Origin of the sequence: Glycomyces terrestris (genome assembly GCF_003933745.1) — a bacterium.
GTDB lineage: Bacteria > Actinomycetota > Actinomycetes > Mycobacteriales > Micromonosporaceae > Glycomyces > Glycomyces terrestris.
Window position 1 is genome coordinate 817,852 of sequence record NZ_RSEB01000001.1, and the last position, 17,743, is coordinate 835,594.

18 protein-coding genes and 1 pseudogene are annotated in these 17,743 nt (G+C 73.0%); 8 read left to right on the forward strand and 11 right to left on the reverse strand.

The window, feature by feature from the left end:
- Positions 1 to 9 precede the first annotated feature (9 nt).
- From trpA to hisI, 5 genes are read right to left on the reverse strand one after another with little or no spacing between them, the layout of a single operon-like run.
- The gene (trpA, locus tag EIW28_RS03910) at positions 10 to 798 is read right to left on the reverse strand and encodes a tryptophan synthase subunit alpha (protein WP_125246374.1); all 789 of its coding nucleotides are present in this window, start codon (positions 796 to 798) and stop codon (positions 10 to 12) included.
- On the reverse strand, positions 795 to 2,000 hold the full coding sequence (gene trpB, locus EIW28_RS03915; RefSeq protein ID WP_125246375.1) for a tryptophan synthase subunit beta: 1,206 nt from the start codon (positions 1,998 to 2,000) through the stop codon (positions 795 to 797). Before trpB ends, trpA begins: the two co-directional genes overlap by 4 nt.
- Before the next feature lie 20 nt (positions 2,001 to 2,020).
- Positions 2,021 to 2,827 (reverse strand): indole-3-glycerol phosphate synthase TrpC, encoded by an 807-nt coding sequence (trpC, locus tag EIW28_RS03920; RefSeq protein ID WP_125246376.1) that lies wholly within the window; start codon positions 2,825 to 2,827, stop codon positions 2,021 to 2,023.
- The gene (locus EIW28_RS03925; protein ID WP_125246377.1) at positions 2,824 to 3,390 is read right to left on the reverse strand and encodes a Trp biosynthesis-associated membrane protein; all 567 of its coding nucleotides are present in this window, start codon (positions 3,388 to 3,390) and stop codon (positions 2,824 to 2,826) included. Before EIW28_RS03925 ends, trpC begins: the two co-directional genes overlap by 4 nt.
- Positions 3,387 to 3,725, reverse strand: a complete 339-nt coding sequence (hisI, locus tag EIW28_RS03930) for a phosphoribosyl-AMP cyclohydrolase (RefSeq protein ID WP_232013786.1) — start codon at positions 3,723 to 3,725, stop codon at positions 3,387 to 3,389. Before hisI ends, EIW28_RS03925 begins: the two co-directional genes overlap by 4 nt.
- 79 nt (positions 3,726 to 3,804) lie before the next feature.
- On the opposite strand from hisI, the gene EIW28_RS03935 reads away from it, so the two are divergent.
- The 3 genes from EIW28_RS03935 to EIW28_RS03945 all read left to right on the forward strand — a co-directional run bounded on the left by EIW28_RS03935 (position 3,805) and on the right by EIW28_RS03945 (position 7,342).
- Positions 3,805 to 4,479 (forward strand): RibD family protein, encoded by a 675-nt coding sequence (locus EIW28_RS03935; protein ID WP_125246379.1) that lies wholly within the window; start codon positions 3,805 to 3,807, stop codon positions 4,477 to 4,479.
- A 77-nt stretch (positions 4,480 to 4,556) separates the two neighbouring features.
- Positions 4,557 to 6,329 (forward strand): BCCT family transporter, encoded by a 1,773-nt coding sequence (locus EIW28_RS03940; RefSeq protein WP_125246380.1) that lies wholly within the window; start codon positions 4,557 to 4,559, stop codon positions 6,327 to 6,329.
- A 50-nt stretch (positions 6,330 to 6,379) separates the two neighbouring features.
- Positions 6,380 to 7,342, forward strand: a complete 963-nt coding sequence (locus EIW28_RS03945) for a quinone oxidoreductase family protein (protein WP_125246381.1) — start codon at positions 6,380 to 6,382, stop codon at positions 7,340 to 7,342.
- On the opposite strand, the gene EIW28_RS03950 is transcribed toward EIW28_RS03945, so the two are convergent.
- The gene (locus tag EIW28_RS03950; RefSeq protein WP_125246382.1) at positions 7,332 to 8,309 is read right to left on the reverse strand and encodes a GlxA family transcriptional regulator; all 978 of its coding nucleotides are present in this window, start codon (positions 8,307 to 8,309) and stop codon (positions 7,332 to 7,334) included. The two genes, EIW28_RS03945 and EIW28_RS03950, sit on opposite strands and share 11 nt — an antisense overlap.
- Before the next feature lie 110 nt (positions 8,310 to 8,419).
- Here EIW28_RS03950 and EIW28_RS03955 point away from each other — a divergent pair, with 110 nt between their 5' ends.
- The 3 genes and pseudogenes from EIW28_RS03955 to EIW28_RS25585 form a co-directional block, all read left to right on the forward strand.
- Positions 8,420 to 9,343 carry an NADP-dependent oxidoreductase gene (locus tag EIW28_RS03955; RefSeq protein ID WP_125246725.1) on the forward strand — a complete coding sequence of 308 codons (924 nt, stop codon included), beginning with the start codon at positions 8,420 to 8,422 and terminating at the stop codon, positions 9,341 to 9,343.
- Positions 9,344 to 9,396: 53 nt separating this feature from the next.
- Positions 9,397 to 9,654 (forward strand): FitA-like ribbon-helix-helix domain-containing protein, encoded by a 258-nt coding sequence (locus EIW28_RS24790; protein ID WP_125246383.1) that lies wholly within the window; start codon positions 9,397 to 9,399, stop codon positions 9,652 to 9,654.
- Positions 9,651 to 9,992 (forward strand): annotated as a pseudogene (locus tag EIW28_RS25585) (type II toxin-antitoxin system VapC family toxin); the annotation flags it as partial. The gene EIW28_RS24790 and the pseudogene EIW28_RS25585, both read left to right, overlap by 4 nt.
- Before the next feature lie 51 nt (positions 9,993 to 10,043).
- Here EIW28_RS25585 and EIW28_RS03970 read toward each other — a convergent pair.
- From EIW28_RS03970 to hisF, 3 genes are all read right to left on the reverse strand, one after another.
- Positions 10,044 to 11,825: an ABC transporter ATP-binding protein gene (locus EIW28_RS03970; RefSeq protein ID WP_125246384.1), complete on the reverse strand. Its 1,782-nt coding sequence runs from the start codon at positions 11,823 to 11,825 to the stop codon at positions 10,044 to 10,046.
- Positions 11,822 to 13,582, reverse strand: a complete 1,761-nt coding sequence (locus EIW28_RS03975; RefSeq protein ID WP_408612185.1) for an ABC transporter ATP-binding protein — start codon at positions 13,580 to 13,582, stop codon at positions 11,822 to 11,824. The genes EIW28_RS03970 and EIW28_RS03975 overlap by 4 nt, the downstream gene beginning before the upstream one ends.
- A gap of 483 nt (positions 13,583 to 14,065) precedes the next feature.
- Entirely contained in the window at positions 14,066 to 14,827 is a 762-nt protein-coding gene (gene hisF / locus EIW28_RS03980) for an imidazole glycerol phosphate synthase subunit HisF (RefSeq protein WP_125246386.1), read from the reverse strand.
- A 145-nt stretch (positions 14,828 to 14,972) separates the two neighbouring features.
- Between hisF and EIW28_RS03985 the strand changes: the two genes are divergently transcribed.
- Positions 14,973 to 15,392 (forward strand): hypothetical protein, encoded by a 420-nt coding sequence (locus EIW28_RS03985; protein WP_125246387.1) that lies wholly within the window; start codon positions 14,973 to 14,975, stop codon positions 15,390 to 15,392.
- Between the two features lie 10 nt (positions 15,393 to 15,402).
- Entirely contained in the window at positions 15,403 to 16,140 is a 738-nt protein-coding gene (locus EIW28_RS03990; protein WP_197717047.1) for a TetR/AcrR family transcriptional regulator, read from the forward strand.
- Positions 16,141 to 16,210: 70 nt separating this feature from the next.
- On the opposite strand, the gene EIW28_RS03995 is transcribed toward EIW28_RS03990, so the two are convergent.
- Both EIW28_RS03995 and EIW28_RS04000 read right to left on the reverse strand, forming a co-directional pair.
- Complete coding sequence (locus tag EIW28_RS03995) at positions 16,211 to 16,621, reverse strand: SCO5389 family protein (RefSeq protein WP_125246389.1); 411 nt, start codon at positions 16,619 to 16,621, stop codon at positions 16,211 to 16,213.
- A gap of 118 nt (positions 16,622 to 16,739) precedes the next feature.
- Positions 16,740 to 17,708: an ATP-binding protein gene (locus EIW28_RS04000; protein WP_125246390.1), complete on the reverse strand. Its 969-nt coding sequence runs from the start codon at positions 17,706 to 17,708 to the stop codon at positions 16,740 to 16,742.
- Positions 17,709 to 17,743: the final 35 nt, after the last annotated feature.

A 17,743-nucleotide genomic window follows, 5' to 3' on the forward strand; every position in this document is an offset into this window, starting at 1 on the left:
CGATGTGGACTAGCGGCGGACGCCCGCGGCGAGGTCGGCGGTGAGCGCGGCGAGGCGCTGGTGGCCGGCCGGGACGTCCTCGGAGTCCAGGTAGCAGTTGACGATCGCGGAGCCGACGATGACGGCGTCGCCGTAGGCCGCGATCTCGGCGGCCTGGTCGCCGGAGCGGACGCCGAGGCCGACGCCGACCGGCAGATCGGTGTGGGCGCGGGTGCGGCGCACCAGCTCGGGCGCGGCCGCGGAGGTCGCGGCGCGGGCGCCGGTGACGCCCATGACCGACTGCGCGTACACGAACCCGCGGCAGGCGGCGACGGTGGAGGCGATCCGCTCCTCGGTGGAGGAGGGGGCGACGAGGAAGACCCGGTCGAGGTCGTGCTCGTCGGAGGCGGCGATCCACTCGCCGGCCTCGTCGGGGATGAGGTCGGGGGTGATGAGCCCGGCCCCGCCGGCGGCCTTGAAGTCGCGCGCGAACCGGTCGACGCCGTAGCGCTCCACCAGGTTCCAGTAGGTCATGACGAGGATCGGGACGCGCCCGGCGACGGCCTCGGTGACCTCGAAGACCTGCCGGGTGCGGAACCCGGCGGCGAGGGCCTGGTCGGCGGCGCGCTGGATCGCGGGGCCGTCCATGACCGGGTCGGAGTAGGGCAGGCCCAGCTCGATGAGGTCGGCGCCGTGGTCGATCATGATGTCGACGGCCTTGATCGAGTCGGCGAGGGTCGGGAACCCGGCCGGGAGGTAGCCGACGAGCGCGGCGCGCCCCTCGGCCCTCGTCGTCGCGAACGCCGCTTCGGCTCTCATCCCTGCTGGCCCTTCCGGTCGGCGAAGTCGAAGTACTCGACGACGTTGCCCATGTCCTTGTCGCCGCGGCCCGAGAGGTTCACCAGGACGCGCGCGCCCGGCTCCAGGGACTTGGCGAGCCGCAGCGCCCCCGCGAGGCCGTGGGCGGACTCGATGGCGCAGATGATGCCCTCGGTGCGGGCGAGCTTCTCGAGCGCGGCCATGGCCTCGGCGTCGTCGACCGGCTCGTAGGCGGCGCGGCCGGAGGCGGCCAGGTGCGCGTGCTCGGGGCCGACGCCCGGGTAGTCGAGGCCGGCCGAGATCGAGTGCGACTCGATGGTCTGGCCGTCCTCGTCCTGGAGGACGAAGGTGCGGGCGCCGTGGAGGACGCCGATCTGCCCGGCGGTGATGGTCGCGGCGTGGCGGCCGGTGCCGTAGCCGTCGCCGCCGGCCTCGAAGCCGTACAGCTTGACGGACGCGTCGTCGAGGAACGCGGTGAAGATGCCCATCGCGTTCGAGCCGCCGCCGACGCACGCGGCGACGACGTCCGGCAGGGCCCCGGTGCGCTCGAGGAACTGGGCGCGGGCCTCGTCGCCGATGCCGCGGCAGTAGTCGCGCACGAGCATCGGGAACGGGTGCGGGCCGCCGACCGAGCCGATGAGGTAGTGGGTGTGCTCGACCGAGGCGACCCATTCGCGCAGGGCCTCGTTCATGGCGTCCTTGAGGGTCCGCGAACCGGTCGTGACCGGCACGACCTCGGCGCCGAGGAGGCGCATGCGGGCCACGTTCAGGGCCTGGCGGCGGGTGTCCTCCTCGCCCATGTACACGGTGCACTCGAGCCCGAAGTACGCGGCGGCGGTCGCGGAGGCGACCCCGTGCTGGCCCGCGCCGGTCTCGGCGATGATCCGGGTCTTGCCCATGCGCCGGGTCAGCAGCGCCTGGCCGAGCACGTTGCGGATCTTGTGCGCGCCGGTGTGGTTGAGGTCCTCGCGCTTGAGCCACACCTCGACGCCGGCCTCCTCGGAGAGCCGCTCGGCGAGGTACAGCGGGGACGGGAGGTTCCCGTACTCGCGGCCGAGCGCGTCGAGCTCGGACATGAAGGCCGGGTCGGCGAGGGCGGCGGTGTGCGCGGCCTCGAGCTCGTCGAGCGCGGCGATGAGCGCTTCGGGAACGAACCGTCCCCCGAACTCGCCCCAGTGGCCGCCGGCATCCGGGTTCGGCACGGTACTACTCCCCTGCTGTGCTAGATCGGGCGCGGCGTGGCCGGGTGCGAGCCGGCGGTGACCAGCTCGCGGACGGCGTCGCGCGGGCTCTTCTGCTTGACGACCCCCTCGCCGACGAGGACGGCGTCGGCGCCGGCGCTCGCGTAGCGGATGAGGTCGCGGGTGCCGCGGACGCCGGACTCGGCGACCTTGACGACGTCCCGGGGCAGCCCGGGCGCGATCCGCTCGAACACCGAGCGGTCCACCTGGAGCGTAGTCAGGTCGCGGGCGTTGACGCCAATGACTTTGGCGCCCGCGCGCATGGCCCGGTCGGCCTCGTACTCGGTGTGGACCTCGACGAGCGCGGTCATGCCGAGCCCCTCGATGCGCTCGTGCAGGGACACCAGCGTGTCCTGGTCGAGGGCGGCCACGATGAGCAGGACCAGGTCCGCGCCGTGGGCGCGGGCCTCCAGGACCTGGTAGGGGGAGACCACGAAGTCCTTGCGCAGCACCGGGATCTGGACCTTGGCGCGCACGGCGTCGAGGTCGTCGAGGCTGCCCTTGAAGTACGACTGCTCGGTGAGCACGGAGATGACCGAGGCACCGCCGGCGGCGTACTCGGCGGCCAGGACGGCCGGGTCGGGGATCTCGGCGAGCGCGCCCTTGGACGGCGAGGCCCGCTTCACCTCGGCGATGACGCTGACGCCGCCGCCGGAGAGCGCGGCGTACCCGTCGAGCGGCGGGCGGGCGGCCTCGGCGCGCTCCCGGATCACTTCGATGGGGGTCTCGGTCTGGCGCCGCTCGAGATCGACTCGGACTTCGGTGATGATCTGCTCCAGTACGTTCACCTGAGCGGTCCTTTCTCCTGCGCCGATGCCGTGATAGTAGGGGACGAGGGGTCCCGGCCCGAGTCGAGGGCGTTCCACAGCGACACCGGGTCCTCTGCTATGGCGCCGCCCTGCGCGGGGGACGCCTCGTACCGGTCGGTGGCGGGCCAGCCGCCGGCGCGCGCGGTCGTCCACGCGCCCGCGGCGGCGAGGATCAGGCCGGCGGCCGCGAGCGTCACCGGCCACGGCCCGGCGGTCAGGTGCAGGGCGCCGCCGAGGGCGGTGGCGAGCCCGGCGAGGGCGGCGACGACGCCGAGCACGCGGCGGGCCCGGTTGCCGGTGGCGAGCATCGCGAGGAACGCGGCGCCGCCGGCGAGCGCGCACGGCAGCGCCCACGAGGCGAGGTCGGTCCCGGACTGGGCGGTGGTGGCGGTGATGCCGGCGTGGCCGGTCTCGGCGGTCGAGGTCCAGCCGCGGGAGGCGGCGAGGGCCGCGAGCCCGGCGGCGGCGATCCCGGCGAGGACCACGCGGGTGCGCTCGGCGGCGCGCGGCTCGGGGCCGCGCTCGGGGGCGGCTTCGCTCATGCGATCTCCCTCCCGGTGAAGCAGGTGCGGGTGCCGGTGTGGCAGGCGGGCCCGGTCTGGTCGACGGTGAGCAGGACGGTGTCGCGGTCGCAGTCGACGGCGACGGCGACGACGGCCTGGTGGTGCCCGGAGGTCTCGCCCTTGACCCAGTACTCGCCGCGGCTGCGGGACCAGTACGTGGCCTTCCTCGTCGCGAGGGTGCGGCGCAGCGCCTCGGCGTCCATCCACGCGAGCATGAGCACCTCGCCGGTGCCGTGCTCCTGGACGATCGCGGGCACGAGCCCGTCGGCGTTGAACGTCAGGGTCGCGGTGACGTCGTCGTTTCGGCCTTCCACAGGTACCGATTGTGATCGCACCGCGCCGCGGGCCGCCACCCGGGCCCGGCCGCGAGTGAATCGTGGGATTCTCGGGGGCATGGAGCGCCCGTATGTCATCCTTTCGGCCGCGGTGAGCCTCGACGGGTTCCTCGACGACGCCTCGCCCGAGCGGCTGGTGCTGTCGAACGCGGCCGACTTCGACCGGGTGGACGCGGTCCGCGCGGGCGTGGACGCGATCGCGGTCGGGGCCGGGACGGTGCGCGCGGACGACCCGCGCCTCCAGGTCAGGTCCGCCGCGCGGCGGGAGGCGCGGACGGCGCGGGGCCTGCGGGCGACGCCGCTGCGGGTGGTCCTGTCGCCGTCGGGCGAGCTCGACCCGGGCGCGCGCCTGTTCGCGGACGGGGACCCGGTCGTGGTGTACACCTCGGCGGCCGGGGCCGCGGCGTGCCGGATCGGCCCGGCGGCGGCCGAGGTGGTGGCGACCGGCGAGCGCGAGGTGGACCTGGACGCGGTCCTGGCGGACCTGTCGGCGCGGGGCGTGGAGCGGCTGCTGGTCGAGGGCGGCGGGACGGTGCACACGGCGTTCCTGGCGCGGGACCTCGCCGACGAGCTGCACCTGGCGGTGGCGCCGTTCCTGCTCGGGGAGCGCGGCGGGGCGAGGTTCACGTATCCGGCGGCGTTCCCGCAGTCGCCGCAGCGGCCGCTGGCGCTGGTGGAGGCGCGCGCGATCGGGGAGGTCGCGCTCCTGGTGTACCGCCGGGGCCCGGCCTGAGCCGATCCGCCCGGATCGCGGCGGTCGGTCCCTTATGGTGGCTTGAGTCCCCCCGCCGGACGGAGAGGAGCCGCGCCATGGCCGTCAGCGAGACGCCCACCGAACCCGGGGCCGAGGGCCCGGAGGCGCCCGAGGAGGCGCCCCCGCCCGAGCGGCCGCTGGAGCGCGAGGAGCGGCAGGCGACGCTGCCGGTGGACCGGCCGGTGTTCTGGATCAGCGCGGTCGTCATCGTCGCGGTCATCGTGTTCGCCGCGGCGTTCCCCGGGCCGTTCGAGGACGGCTCCGCGGCGGCCCTGGACTGGGTCATCGCGAACTTCGGGTGGCTGTTCATCATCGCCGGCAACATCTTCCTGGTGCTCGCGGTCTACATCGCCGCGAGCCGGTACGGGAACATCAAGCTCGCCGTGAGCGCCGACGAGGAGCCCGAGTTCGGGACGCTGCCGTGGATCTCGATGATGTTCGCGGCGGGCATGGGCATCGGCCTCATGTTCTACGGCGTGGCCGAGCCGCTCTCGCACTACTTCGACGCGCCGCCGCCGCTCCAGCTGAACCCGGCCTCGCCCTGGTACGGGGACCAGCTCCAGGAGGGCGCGCTGGTGTACTCGTACTTCCACTGGGGACTGCACCCGTGGGCGATCTACGCGGTGGCGGGGCTCGCGCTCGGCTACTCGACGTTCCGCAAGCAGCGCGGGAACAACCTGAGCGACGCGTTCGAGCCGCTCACGGCCGGGCGGCGCTGGGGCCCGGCGACCGGGCGCGCGATCGACCTGCTCGCGGTGTTCGCGACCGTGTTCGGCACCGCGGCGAGCCTGGGCCTAGGGGCGCTCCAGGTCGCGGTGGGCCTGGGGATCGTGGCGGGCGTGCGGGACTCGAAGTTCCTGGAGATCATCGTGATCGCGGCGCTCACGGCCGCGTTCGTGGCGTCGGCGTTCTCGGGCGTGCACCGCGGCGTCAAGTGGCTGTCGACGACGAACGTGGTCCTGGCGCTGTTCCTGGTCGTGTTCGTGTTCTTCGCGGGCCCGACCCTGTTCATCCTGGACGCGTGGCCGAACGCGGTCGGCGGCTACCTGTCGAGCCTGGTGAACCTCTCCAGCGTCACCGGCGCGTTCGGCGGCGCCGACTGGATGGCGGCGTGGACGATCTTCTACTGGGCGTGGTGGCTGTCGTGGGCGCCGTTCGTGGGCACGTTCATCGCCCGCATCTCGCGCGGCCGCACCATCCGCCAGTTCATCGTCGGCGTGCTCCTGATCCCCTCGGCGGCCTCGACGCTGTGGTTCGCGATCCTCGGCGGCACCGCCCTGTGGAAGCAGGGCGGCGGCACCGGCGACTACGAGGCCCCGCTCGCCCGGGGCGAGGAGCACGCCCTGTTCGCGCTCCTGGACTCGCTGCCGCTGTACGGGCTCATGTCCGGCCTGTCGATGATCCTGGTCGCGATCTACTTCGTGACCGGCGCCGACTCGGCCTCGCTCGTGCTCGGGTCGCTGTCGAGCCGCGGCTCGCTCGCGCCGAAGAAGCCGCTCGTGGTGTTCTGGGGCGCGACGATCGGCGCGGTCGCGGCGGTCCTGCTGCTGTCGGGCGGCCTCGAGGGGCTCAAGAACGCGACGATCATCGTCGCGCTGCCGTTCGTGGTCGTCATGCTCGCGCTGTGCGTGGCCCTCATGAAGGAGCTGACGAGCGACCCGGCCGCGAACGTGCTGCGGCACCACATGCGGCAGAAGGGGTTCCGGGACGCGATCCGCCGCATCGTCGGCGAGGAGGTCGACACCAGGACCGCGCCGAGGAACCCGTGGGGCCGCGCCCGCATGCGCTTCCCGTCCGGCGTCGGACGCCGGACCGGCACGGAGGAATAGGTTCCCGGGCCGCTAGGTTATGGGGTGAACCTGCGGCGGAAGGAGACCCCATGAAGGCGATCGTGGTCGAGCGGACCGGCGGGCCGGGCGTGATGACGCTCCTGGAGGGCGAGGACCCGGGCCCGCGGCCCGGCCAGATCGCCGTCAGGGTCGCGGCGGCCGGCGTCAACTTCATCGACGTCTACCACCGCACCGGCGCCTACGGGCTGCCCCTGCCGTTCACGCCCGGCCTTGAGGGCGGCGGGTACGTCGCGGCCCTCGGCGAGGGCGTCACCGGCTTCGCCGTCGGCGACGAGGTCGCCTGGAAGAGCGTCCCCGGGTCCTATGCGGACCTCGTCGTGGGCGACGCCGGCGAGTTCGTGCCGGTGCCCGAGAAGGTCTCGGTCGAGACCGCCGCGGCCGTCATGCTCCAGGGCCTCACCGCGCACTACCTGTGCCACAGCGTGTACGACGTCCAGGAGGGCGACACGGTCGTCGTCCACGCCGCCGCCGGCGGCATGGGCCTGCTGCTCACCCAGATGGTGAAGTACAAGGGCGGCAAGGTGATCGCGACGGTCTCCTCCGACGCGAAGGCGGAGCTCGCGCGCCAGAACGGCGCCGACCACGTCATGCGCTACGAGGGCTTCGGCGCCAAGGCCCGCGAGCTCACCGGCGGCGAGGGCGTCGCGGCCGTGTACGACGGCGTCGGCAAGACCACGTTCGACGAGGGCCTGGAGGCGCTGCGCCCGCGCGGCGTCATGGCCCTGTTCGGCCAGTCCAGCGGGCCCGTGCCGCCCGTCGACCCGCAGCGGCTCCACAAGGGGGGATCGCTGGTGCTCACCCGCCCGACCCTCGGCGACTTCACGCGGACCCGCGAGGAGTACCTCGCCCGCGCCGCCGACGTCTTCCGCATGATCGAGGAGGACGACCTCCTCGTCCGCGTCGGCGAGACGTTCCGCCTCGAGGAGGCCCCGGAGGCGCACGAGGCCCTCCAGGCCCGCAGGACCACCGGGAAGCTCCTGCTCATCCCGTGACGGCCGTCCTGAACGTCCTGCGGTAGGCGGAGGGCGAGACGCCGACCGAGGCGCGCAGGTGCTGGCGCAGCGACACGCCGGTGCCGAGCCCCGAGCGGCGCGCCACCTGGTCGACCGTGAGGTCCGTGGACTCCAGGAGGTGCCTGGCGTGCTCGACGCGCTGGCGCGTCAGCCACTGCGCCGGGCTCTGACCGGTCTCCTCGCGGAAGCGGCGCGTGAACGAGCGGCGGCTCATGTTCGCCCGGCGCGCGAGGTCGTCCACGGACAGCGGCCGGTCGAGGTTGGCGAGGGCCCAGTCGCGGGCGCCGGCGGTGCCCGCCTCCCCGGCCTCGGGCACGGGCCGCTCGATGAACTGCGCCTGGCCGCCCTCGCGCCACGGCGGGACGACGCAGCGGCGGGCCACCGCGTTCGCCACGGCGGCGCCGTAGTCGAGGCGGACCAGGTGCAGGCACAGGTCCACGGCCGCGCCCGCGCCGGCCGAGGTGAGGATGCGGCCCTCGTCGACGAAGAGCACGTCGGGGTCGACGCGGACCTTCGGGAAGCGCCGCCGCATCCGCTCGGCGAGGACCCAGTGCGTGGTGGCGGACCTCCCATCGAGGAGGCCGAGCTCGGCGAGGACGAACGCCGCCGAGCAGAACGAGACGATGCGCGCGTCGGGCCGGATCGCCGCGAACGCCTGGGCGAGGCCGCCGGGCAGCTCCCGCACGTCGCACACCGGCCCCTCGGGCTGGATCGTGGCGACCACGACCGTGTCGGCCCACGCCAGCGCCTCGGGGCCGTGCTCGACGGTGATCGCGAAGCCGCTGGAGGTGCGCACGGGCCCGCCGTCGAGGGAGCACACGCGCACCTCGTAGCGGGGCGTGAGGTCGTCGGCCGTCGCGGCGGAGAAGATCCGGTCGGGGACGCCGAGCTCGAACGCCATCACGTGGTCGAGGGCGAGGACCGCGACGCGGTGGGGAACCGTCATGGCCCGATTGTTTCACATGATGGCCCTCGGGCCACTTCCCGTCGTCCGGCGCCGCGCCCAGAATGGGTCCGGTACACCGGAACTGCGGAGAGGAACCGAGAATGACCACCATGCGAGCCGTGATCCAGGACGAGTTCGGCGGACCCGAGGTGCTGCGCCTCGCCGAGGTCGAGCGGCCCGAGCCGGGCCCGACCGAGGTGCTGGTGCGGGTGCGGGCCGCGGGCGTGAACCCGACCGACTGGAAGTCCCGCGAGTCCGGGGGCCTGACCGGCCTGAAGCCGCCGTTCACGCTCGGCTGGGACGTCTCGGGGACCGTCGAGGCCATCGGCGTCGGCGTGCGGCTCTACCGGCCCGGCGACGAGGTCTACGGGATGCCGCGCTTCCCGCACGAGGCGGGCGGCTACGGCCAGTACGTGACCGCGCCCGCGCGCCACTTCGACTTCAAGCCCGCCGAACTGTCCCATGTAGAGGCCGCGGCGGTGCCGCTCACGGGGCTGACCGCGCACCAGGCGCTGGTCGACAACGCGGGCGTGCGGGCGGGGCAGCGGGTGCTCGTGCACGCCGCCGCGGGCGGCGTCGGGCACTTGGCGGTCCAGATCGCGAAGGCCAACGGCGCGTACGTGATCGGCACCGCCAGCGCCGCCAAGCACGACGTCCTGCGCTCGATCGGCGCCGACGAGGCGATCGACTACCGCACCGTCGACTTCGCGGAGGTCCTGTCGGACCTCGACGTCGTGGTCGACCCGATCGGCGGCGAGTACGCAGCGCGGTCCGCGTCGGTCCTCAAGGACGGCGGGCACCTCATGTCGGTGATCCCCGGCGAGCTCCCCGAGGCCGAGCTCGCGCGCGTGCGCGCCGGGTTCGTCCTGGTCGAGCCGGACTGGAGCGGCATGCGGGCCCTGTCGGCGCTCATCGCGGCCGGGAAGCTGCGCCCGCACGTCGCCGAGACGTACCCGCTGGAGGAGGTCGCGAAGGCCCACGAGTCGCTCCAGACCGGGCGCACCACCGGGAAGATCGTGCTCACCGTCGACTGACGCCGTGTCGTTTCGCGGCGGGCCTCCGGCCAGCGTGCATGTATAATGCATGCATGGTGAACCTCCAGATCAGGGACGTTCCGGAGGCCCTCCGGGACCGGCTCGCCGCCACCGCCGCCTCGCGCGGCCAGTCCATGCAGTCCTATCTGATGTCCGTGCTCAAGGACGAGGCCCGGCGCTCGGCCAACGTCGAACTGCTGCGCGCCATCGACGCGCTCGACGAGGGCGACGAGTTCAGCGGCGCCGAGATCACGGCCGAGATCGCCGCCGTGCGCGACGACCGCGACCGCCGCAACACGGAGGCCCTGTGATCGTCGTCGACGCCTCGCTCATGACCACCGCGCTCATCGAACAGCACGAGCTCGGCCGCCGGGCCCGCGCCGTCCTCTCGGACGACCCCGACTGGCACGCCCCCGACCACCTCTTCGCGGAGGTCGTCTCGGCGATCCGGGGCCGCCTCCTGGGCGCGAAGATCACGGCCGAGCGCGCCGACATCGCCGTGCGGACCCTCGGCCGCCTCAAGATCTCCTGCGCGCCCTGGTCCGTCATCGGCGACCGCGTCTGGGAGCTCCGCGACAACCTCACCCCGTACGACGCGGCTTACATCGCGCTGGCGGAGATCCGCGGCTGCCACCTGGTCACCACCGACCGCAAACTTGAGGGCGCGCCGAGCCGCCGCTGCCCGGTCGAGGTCCTCTCCTTAGTTCGAGCGGGTCTGCTCCACCCAGGAGCCGTGGAGCCCGGCGTAGACCGAGCCGGCCTGGGCGGCGAGTTCGGCGTGCGGGCCCTGCTGGACCAGCTCGCCGGCGTCGAACACCAGGACCTCGTCGGAGGTCTCCGCGGTCGAGAGCCGGTGCGCGATGATCACCGTGGTGCGCCCGCGCGTGACGGCGTCGAGCGCGGCCGACAGGCGCAGCTCCGTGGCCGGGTCCACCGCGCTCGTGGCCTCGTCGAGGACGAGCAGGTCCGGGTCGGTCACGTACGCGCGCACCAGGGACACGAGCTGCCGCTCGCCGACCGACAGGTTCGCGCCGCCCTCGCCCAGCTCGGTGTCGAGCCCGGCCGGGAGCGTCTCGACCCAGTCGGCGAGCCCGAGCTCGGCGAACGCCACGTAGATCTCGGCGTCGGTCAGCTCGGGCCGCGCGAACCGCACGTTCCGCGCCAGGGTCCCGTTGAACAGGAAGCCCTCCTGCGGCACCATCGTGACCCGCCGCCGCAGCGACGCGAACGTGACGCCGTCCAGCGGCGTCCCGCCGAGGAGCACCCGGCCCGAGGTCGGGTCCATCAGCCGCGTCAGGAGCTTCGCGAACGTGGTCTTGCCCGAACCGGTCTCGCCCACGACGGCCACCTTCGTGTGGGCGCGGATCTCGACGTCGATGCCGTGCAGGACCTCCGCGCCGCCCGGGTACGCGAACCGGACCCCCTCGAAGCGGACCCCGAGGGGCCCCTCGGGCAGCTCGACGCCGTCGACCGGGTCGGCCACGTCGGGCGCGGTGTCGACGATGTCGAGCACGCGCCGCCAGCCCGAGACCGCATTCTGCGCCTCGTTCAGCGTCTCGGTGCCGATGACCACCGGCTGCGTGAACAGCACCACGAGGAACAGGAACGCCGTCAGCTCCCCCACCGTCATCGAGCCGCCGGCGACCAGGAACGCGCCCAGGACGACGACGACCGCGTTGACGCCGAGGTAGACGAGCTCGCCCGCGCCGAACGACAGCGCGGAGCGGCTGATCGCGCGGGTCTGGTCGCGCCGGTGCTCCTCGATGGAGGCGTCCAGGCGCTCGCTCGTGCGCGCCCCGACCCCGTACGCGCGCACCGTGCCCGCGCCGACGACGGACTCCGCGACCGCCGAGAGCATCGCCGAGACGCTGCGGCGCACGCTCGTGTACGCCGACGCGAGGTGCTTCTGAAGCCACTTGATCAGCCACGTCACGGGGATGAACACGATCCACACCGCGAGCGCGAGCTGCCACGAGTAGAACAGCATCACCACGGTCGCGACGATGATCTGCGCCGTCGAGGTCACCAGGATCATGCCGCCCTGCTGGAGGAACTGGCTGATCTGGTCGATGTCGGTCGTGACGCGCGCGGTCAGCGCCCCGCGCCGCTCGGACTGCTGGTGCAGCATGGACAGGTCGTGGATGTGCCGGAACGTCTTGCGGCGCAGTTCGGAGAGCGCGTGCTCGGAGACGACGAACAGGCGCCGGTTCATGACGTAGTTCGCGAGCGTGGTCAGGATGAGCGCCGCCGTGCCGAGGGCCGCGACGGTGAACACGTACCCGAGGTCGGGGCCGCCGGGGCCGAGGAGGCCGTCGTCGAGGATCTTCTGCGCGCCCACGGGGACGACCAGGCGGCCGAGGGCGGCGACGGCGGCGAGGAACACGGTGAAGCCGAGTCCTGCGCGCAGTTCGGGCGAGAGCTGGAGGCCGCGCTTGACGGTCTCCCACGGGCCGGGCTGGCTGGGGGTCTCCTGGGCGGTCACGCCGCGCCCTCCTCGTCGTTGAACTCGGTGTCGAACTCGCGCTCGGCCTCGGCCCGCTCGTAGGCGGTGACGAGGTCGGCGTAGGGCTGGTGGGTGCGCAGCAGCTCGGCGTGCGGGCCGCGGGCGGTGATGCGGCCGCCTTCGAGGAAGACGACCTCGTCGGCGAGGGCGATCGTGGCGCGCCGGTAGGCGACCACGAGGACGCTCGCGGCGTCGGAGGAGTCCTTCAGTCCGGCGAGGATCTGGGACTCGACCTTCGGGTCGACGGCGCTGGTGGCGTCGTCGAGGACGAGGAGGCGGGGGTCGCCGGCGAGGGCGCGGGCGAGGGTGAGGCGCTGGCGCTGGCCGCCGGAGAGGCTGGTGCCGCGTTCGCCCACTTCGGTGTCGAGGCCGTCGTCGAGGTTGAGGACGAACTTCTCGGCGCCGGCGGCGACGAGGGCGTCCCAGAGGCGCTCGTCGTCGAGGCCGGGGCGGCCGAGGGCGAGGTTGGCGCGGACGGTGTCGTCGAAGACGAACGGGATCTGCTGGACGAGCGCGGTGGTGCGGGCGAGGCTGGCGTGGTCGAGGTCGCGCACGTCGAACCCGTCGAGGCGGACGGTGCCGCGGGTGGGGTCGATGAGGCGGGCGGCGAGGTGGGCGAGGGTGGACTTGCCGGAGCCGGTGGCGCCGACGAGGGCGACGGTGGTGCCGGGCTCGACGCTGAAGGTGACCTCGCGGAGGGCTTCGTGTCCGTCGGGGTAGGCGTAGGCGACGGCGTCGAACTCGAGTCGGGCGGGGGCGGTGCTCGGCGGGAGCTCCTCGTAGCCGTAGGCCATGTCGCCGGTGGCGGAGAGGACGTGGTCGACGCGGGCGCGGCCGACGACGGAGGCGGGCAGGTCGCCGAGGACCCAGCCGATGGCGCGCACGGGGAACGCGAGGACGGAGAACATGAAGGAGACGGTGACGAGCTGCTCGAGGTCGATCGCGCCGGCCTCGAAGCGGGCGAGGCCGACGAGGAGCGCGACGAGGACGGCGATCTCGGGGAGGCCGGAGATCGCGGGCTCGAACGCGGCGCGCAGGCGCCCGACGCCGATCATGGCGTCGCGCAGTTCGGTGGCGGAGGCGCTGAACCGCTCGGTCTCGGCGGCCTCGCGGCCCATGGCCTTGACGACCAGCGCGCCGTCGAAGGACTCGTGGCCGACGGCGGAGACCTCGGCGCGCAGCTCCTGGGCGCGCTTGGCGCGCGGGGCCATCCTGGTGGCGAAGACGGCGTTGAGGGCGAACAGGGCCGGGAACATGCCGAGGGCGACGAGCGCGATGGCCCAGTCGATGGTGAAGAACGCGATCATGGCGACGACGACCATGAAGAGGGTGCCGCAGGCGAACGGCAGCGGCGCGAGGGGGCGGGTGGCGGCCTCGACGTCGGCGTTCGCGTTGGAGAGCAGGGTCCCGGTGGGGTGCTTCTGGTGCCAGGAGACGGGGAGGGCGAGGTAGCGGCGGGTGATCCGGCGGCGCCACTCGGCCTGGACGCCGAATTGCATGACGCCGGCGCCGATGCGCCTGGCGCACATGGAGGAGAAGCGGATGATCGAGGTGCCGAGGAGGGCGGCGACGCCGAGGAGGACGGTGCCGAGGGCGACCTCGCCGCTCTCGTAGGCGGGGACGGCGATCCCGGCGACGACCCAGCCGATGACGTAGGAGAGCAGGAGGGTCATGCCGGTGTTGATCATGGCGCCGGCCGCGCCGACGGCGAAGGGCTTGGGTTTGATCCGGATCATGTCGCCGATGTTCCGCAGGCCCCGTCCGAGGAGGTGCTCGTCGGCGCCTGCGGCGAGGTCGTCGGGGTCGGCGGCGGCGCCGGTGGGCAGCGTCATCAGGTCTCCGGTGGGTGGGTGGCTCCGGGCAGGTTCCTAGCCGCTCGGCAAGCGGCCGCTTGCAATCATGCCTCGCGCCGCCGACACTCGCCAACCCCATTGAGAGCTGAAGGCCGTATTGCCATCCCAAGCCCCCACCCACCCAGAGGGGAACCGTAGGCGCGATCCTTGCCGACGGGACCGACGAAAACCCCGCCCCCGGACGAAGGTGTCACCCGAAGGGGGACACGGCCGTTGCCATGATCACAGGCACGGCGGCGCCGCGTGCCCGGCTGCGCGGCGGGATCGCGGATCGCGACGGGCGGCGGGGCGGTGTGCCCGCGAAGCCGCGTGCCCGGCGGGGCCGCGTCCCGGTCCGCTTCTCGCAGAACCGGATCCGGCTCCGCCTCAGCGGACCGGGTGGCCGGCGCGCTTGAGTTCGAGCTTGACCTCGCCGATGGCGACGTCGCCGAAGTGGAAGATCGAGGCGGCGAGGACCGCGTCGGCGCCCGCGTCGACCGCGGGCGGGAAGTGCGCGGCCGCGCCGGCGCCGCCGGAGGCGATGAGCGGCACGTCGACCGCGGCCCGCACCGCGGCGATGAGCGGGAGGTCGAAGCCGGCCTTGGTGCCGTCGGCGTCGATCGAGTTGAGGAGGATCTCCCCCGCGCCGAGCTCCGCGGCCCGCGCGCACCACGCGACCGCGTCGATGCCGGTGCGCCGCCGCCCGCCGTGGGTCGTGACCTCCCAGCCCGAGTCGGTCCCGGCACCGGAGGCGACGTCGGCGGAGAGCACCAGGACCTGGTTGCCGAAGCGGTCGGCGATCTCGGCGATGACCTCGGGCCGCGCGATCGCGGCGGTGTTCACGCCGACCTTGTCGGCGCCGGCGCGCAGCAGCCGGTCCACGTCGTCGGCGGTGCGCACGCCGCCGCCGACGGTCAGCGGGATGAAGACCTGCTCGGCGGTGCGCGCCACGACGTCCATCATGGTCCCGCGGTCGTCGCTGGAGGCGGTGACGTCGAGGAAGGTGAGCTCGTCGGCGCCGGCCGCGTCGTAGGCCGCGGCGAGCTCGACCGGGTCGCCCGCGTCGCGCAGGTTCTCGAAGTTCACGCCCTTGACGACCCGCCCCGCGTCCACGTCCAGGCAGGGGATCACACGCACCGCAACAGTCACGCGGCCAGACTACCGTGCGGCGGGCGCGGTGGCGTCGGCCATATTTCCCGCCGCAGTCTTGAACATGTTCAAGAAACTGCGTACGTTGAGCATAAGAGTTGAACATGTTCAACTCAGGAACTCCCCCAACGAACGGAGCACTGTCATGGACATGACGGTCGTCGCCTACACCGCCTACCTCCTGGTCGCCGTCCCGCTCACCGTCTGGGTCGCCCGCACCCTGGGCGCCAACGGCTTCCACTTCATCAAGGACGTCTTCGACGGGGACGAGCAGCTCGCCCGGGCCGTCAACCGGCTCCTCCAGGTCGGCTTCTACCTCCTCAACTTCGGCTTCGTGGCGCTGTGGCTGCGCACCGGCGAGGAGATCGGCACCGCCAGGGAGGTCTTCGAGACCGTCGCCGTCAAGATCGGCGCCGTGCTCCTGGTCCTCGGCATCCTGCACGTCCTCAACGTCGTCGTCCTCAACGGCTTCCGCCGCCGCGGCCGGGTGGTCGACGCCCGCGCCCTCGCCGCGATGGAGCCCCCGCGCCCGCGGCCCCAGGGGTACGGCCCGCATCCGCAGTAGGATCGCCTCTGTGAGCACCGCACCCGACGACTCCGACGCGTCCGCCCGCCCCGCCAGCAAGGGCGAGCGGACGCGTCAGCGCATCATCGACACCGCGCTCGAGATGTTCGCCGAGCGCGGCTACGACAAGACGACGATGCGGGCGATCGCGGCCGAGGCCGGCGTCTCGGTCGGGAACGCCTACTACTACTTCAAGTCCAAGGAGCACCTGATCCAGGGCTTCTACGAGCAGGCGACGATGCGGCACGCCGAGCTCACGCCGACGATGCTGGAGGGCAAGGAGACCCTGGCGGAGCGGATCGAGGCGGCGCTCCTGGCCTGGCTCGACATCGCCGGGCCCTACCACGCGTTCGCGGTGCAGTTCTTCCGGAACGCCGCCGACCCGGCGAGCCCGCTCAGCCCGTTCTCGGAGGACTCCGGCGAGAGCCGCGACCGCGACATCGCGCTCTACCGCGAGGTCCTGGAGGGCTCGAAGACCAAGGTGCCCAAGGACATGGCCGACATCCTGCCGGAGATGCTGTGGCTGCACCAGATGGTGGTGGTCCTGCACTGGGTGTACGACGCCTCGCCGGGGCAGGAGAAGTCGCGGGAGCTGGCGCGGCGCACGGCGCCGCTGGCGGCCCGCGTGGTGGCGCTCTCGCGCCTGAAGATCCTGCGTCCGCTGGTGAAGCAGGGCGAGGAGCTGGTGCGGGACTTCCTCATCACCCGCAGGCCGGGGCACTACGGCCCGGCGCCGGCCGAGGAGTAGACGGCCCGAAGGGCCGGCCGGACGCCGTTGTCCGAGCGGCCCTTCGGTGGTGCGTGCCCTGCGCGCCGCGTCAGCAGTCGCGCAGCTCCGGCGACTGGTTGAGCAGCTGCCCGCGCGGCGAGGTGAACTTGCGGTAGGTCTCCGAGTCGACCTCGGAGAGCGGGAAGGCCGCGATCCGGTGGCAGTTCTGGAAGGCGAACTTGACGCCGTGGTGGCGCTCCAGCGCGCCCCGCATCGAGTCCGAGGCGAGGGCCCGCAGGAGCTGGCCGCGGGCCTGCTCGTCCGGCGGCGGCGTGGTGTTGTCCGCGAACTGGGTGGACCCCGTGGACGACACGACCCCGTGCTTCAGGTCGTCGGCGACCTTGGCGAAGAGGTCCCAGGCGAACGGCAGCGACTGCTTGATGCAGTCCAGGAACTCGGCGTCGGTCACCTCCCCGGCTTCGGCCTTGGCGAGCAGGTCTTCAGAGACGTCAAGGGACATGCGTACTCCTCTCGGTTCGAATCGGTTCATTGTGCTGGCGGCGGTCACCGTCCGCTGTCGGGTAGTCGACGCAGACGAGTCCAGGGGCCCCGAGCGTCCAGAACGGGCCGGTGCGGCGCTAGTGGACGGGGGCGTTCAGGAGGTGCTCGCCGAGGACGTACCCGGGCACGATCTGGTCGGCGAGGTCGACGCCGGCGCGGTCGTTGCCCCAGGCGAGGGCGGCCTTGCGGTGGAACTCGTGGGCCTGGCGGGTGAACTTGGCCCAGTCCTTGCCGCCGGCCACGGCGCGCTCGCGGGCGGCGTCGACGACGGCGAGGTTCTCGGGTTCGAGGTCGGCCACGGGGCCGACGGTGCCGCGTTCGGCGGCCTTGACGTACTTCGAGCGCGAGCACCAGCCCAGGAGGGCGTCGCCCACGTGCTCGCGCAGGAACGCGACGTCGTCCTCGTCGTCGATCTTGTTGCCGATCACGGAGATCCGCACGTCGTAGTCCTCGGCGTAGCCGAGGTACTGCTTGTAGACGCCGACGGAGCGCAGGGTCGGCTCGCACACCAGGAAGGTGTGGTCGAAGCGGGTGAACATCCCGGAGGCGAAGGCCTCGGCGCCGGCGACCATGTCGACCACGACGAACTCGTCGCGCCGGTCGACGAGGTGGTTGAGGAGGAGCTCGACGGCGCCGACCTTGGAGTGGTAGCAGGCGACGCCGAGGTCGTCGTCGACGAAGCCGCCGGTGGCGGCGAAGCGGATGCCGTCGTGCTCGGTGAAGAGGCGTTCGAACAGCGGGCCCGTCTCGTGCACGGTGACCAGGCGCGAGCCGGGGCCGGGCGGCGTGGTCTTGAGCATGAGGTCGGCCGAGGGCACGAGCGGGTTGGTCCCGCGCAGGTGGTCCTTGAGGTCGGCCAGGTGCTCCCCCAGCACCGGGCGCATCGCGGCGGCCTCGGCGTCGAGGCCGAGCGCGGCCGCCAGGTGCTGGTTGATGTCGGCGTCGACGGCCATCACGGGGTGGCCGAGCGCGGCCGCGCGCCGCGCGAACAGCGAGGCCATCGTGGTCTTGCCCGAGCCGCCCTTGCCGACGAAGGCGAGTTTCATGGTTCCGGATCCCCCACCAATTGAAAATGGTTGTT

Bases quoted from the DNA above. Each gene is read 5' to 3' on its own strand.
- trpA (WP_125246374.1), bottom strand. From the start codon at position 798: ATGAGAGCCGAAGCGGCGTTCGCGACGACGAGGGCCGAGGGGCGCGCC.
- EIW28_RS03925 (WP_125246377.1), bottom strand. From the start codon at position 3,390: ATGAGCGAAGCCGCCCCCGAGCGCGGCCCCGAGCCGCGCGCCGCCGAG.
- EIW28_RS03935 (WP_125246379.1), top strand. From the start codon at position 3,805: ATGGAGCGCCCGTATGTCATCCTTTCGGCCGCGGTGAGCCTCGACGGG.
- EIW28_RS03940 (WP_125246380.1), top strand. From the start codon at position 4,557: ATGGCCGTCAGCGAGACGCCCACCGAACCCGGGGCCGAGGGCCCGGAG.
- EIW28_RS03945 (WP_125246381.1), top strand. From the start codon at position 6,380: ATGAAGGCGATCGTGGTCGAGCGGACCGGCGGGCCGGGCGTGATGACG.
- EIW28_RS03950 (WP_125246382.1), bottom strand. From the start codon at position 8,309: ATGACGGTTCCCCACCGCGTCGCGGTCCTCGCCCTCGACCACGTGATG.
- EIW28_RS03955 (WP_125246725.1), top strand. From the start codon at position 8,420: ATGCGAGCCGTGATCCAGGACGAGTTCGGCGGACCCGAGGTGCTGCGC.
- EIW28_RS24790 (WP_125246383.1), top strand. From the start codon at position 9,397: ATGGTGAACCTCCAGATCAGGGACGTTCCGGAGGCCCTCCGGGACCGG.
- EIW28_RS03975 (WP_408612185.1), bottom strand. From the start codon at position 13,582: ATGATCCGGATCAAACCCAAGCCCTTCGCCGTCGGCGCGGCCGGCGCC.
- EIW28_RS03985 (WP_125246387.1), top strand. From the start codon at position 14,973: ATGGACATGACGGTCGTCGCCTACACCGCCTACCTCCTGGTCGCCGTC.
- EIW28_RS03995 (WP_125246389.1), bottom strand. From the start codon at position 16,621: ATGTCCCTTGACGTCTCTGAAGACCTGCTCGCCAAGGCCGAAGCCGGG.
- EIW28_RS04000 (WP_125246390.1), bottom strand. From the start codon at position 17,708: ATGAAACTCGCCTTCGTCGGCAAGGGCGGCTCGGGCAAGACCACGATG.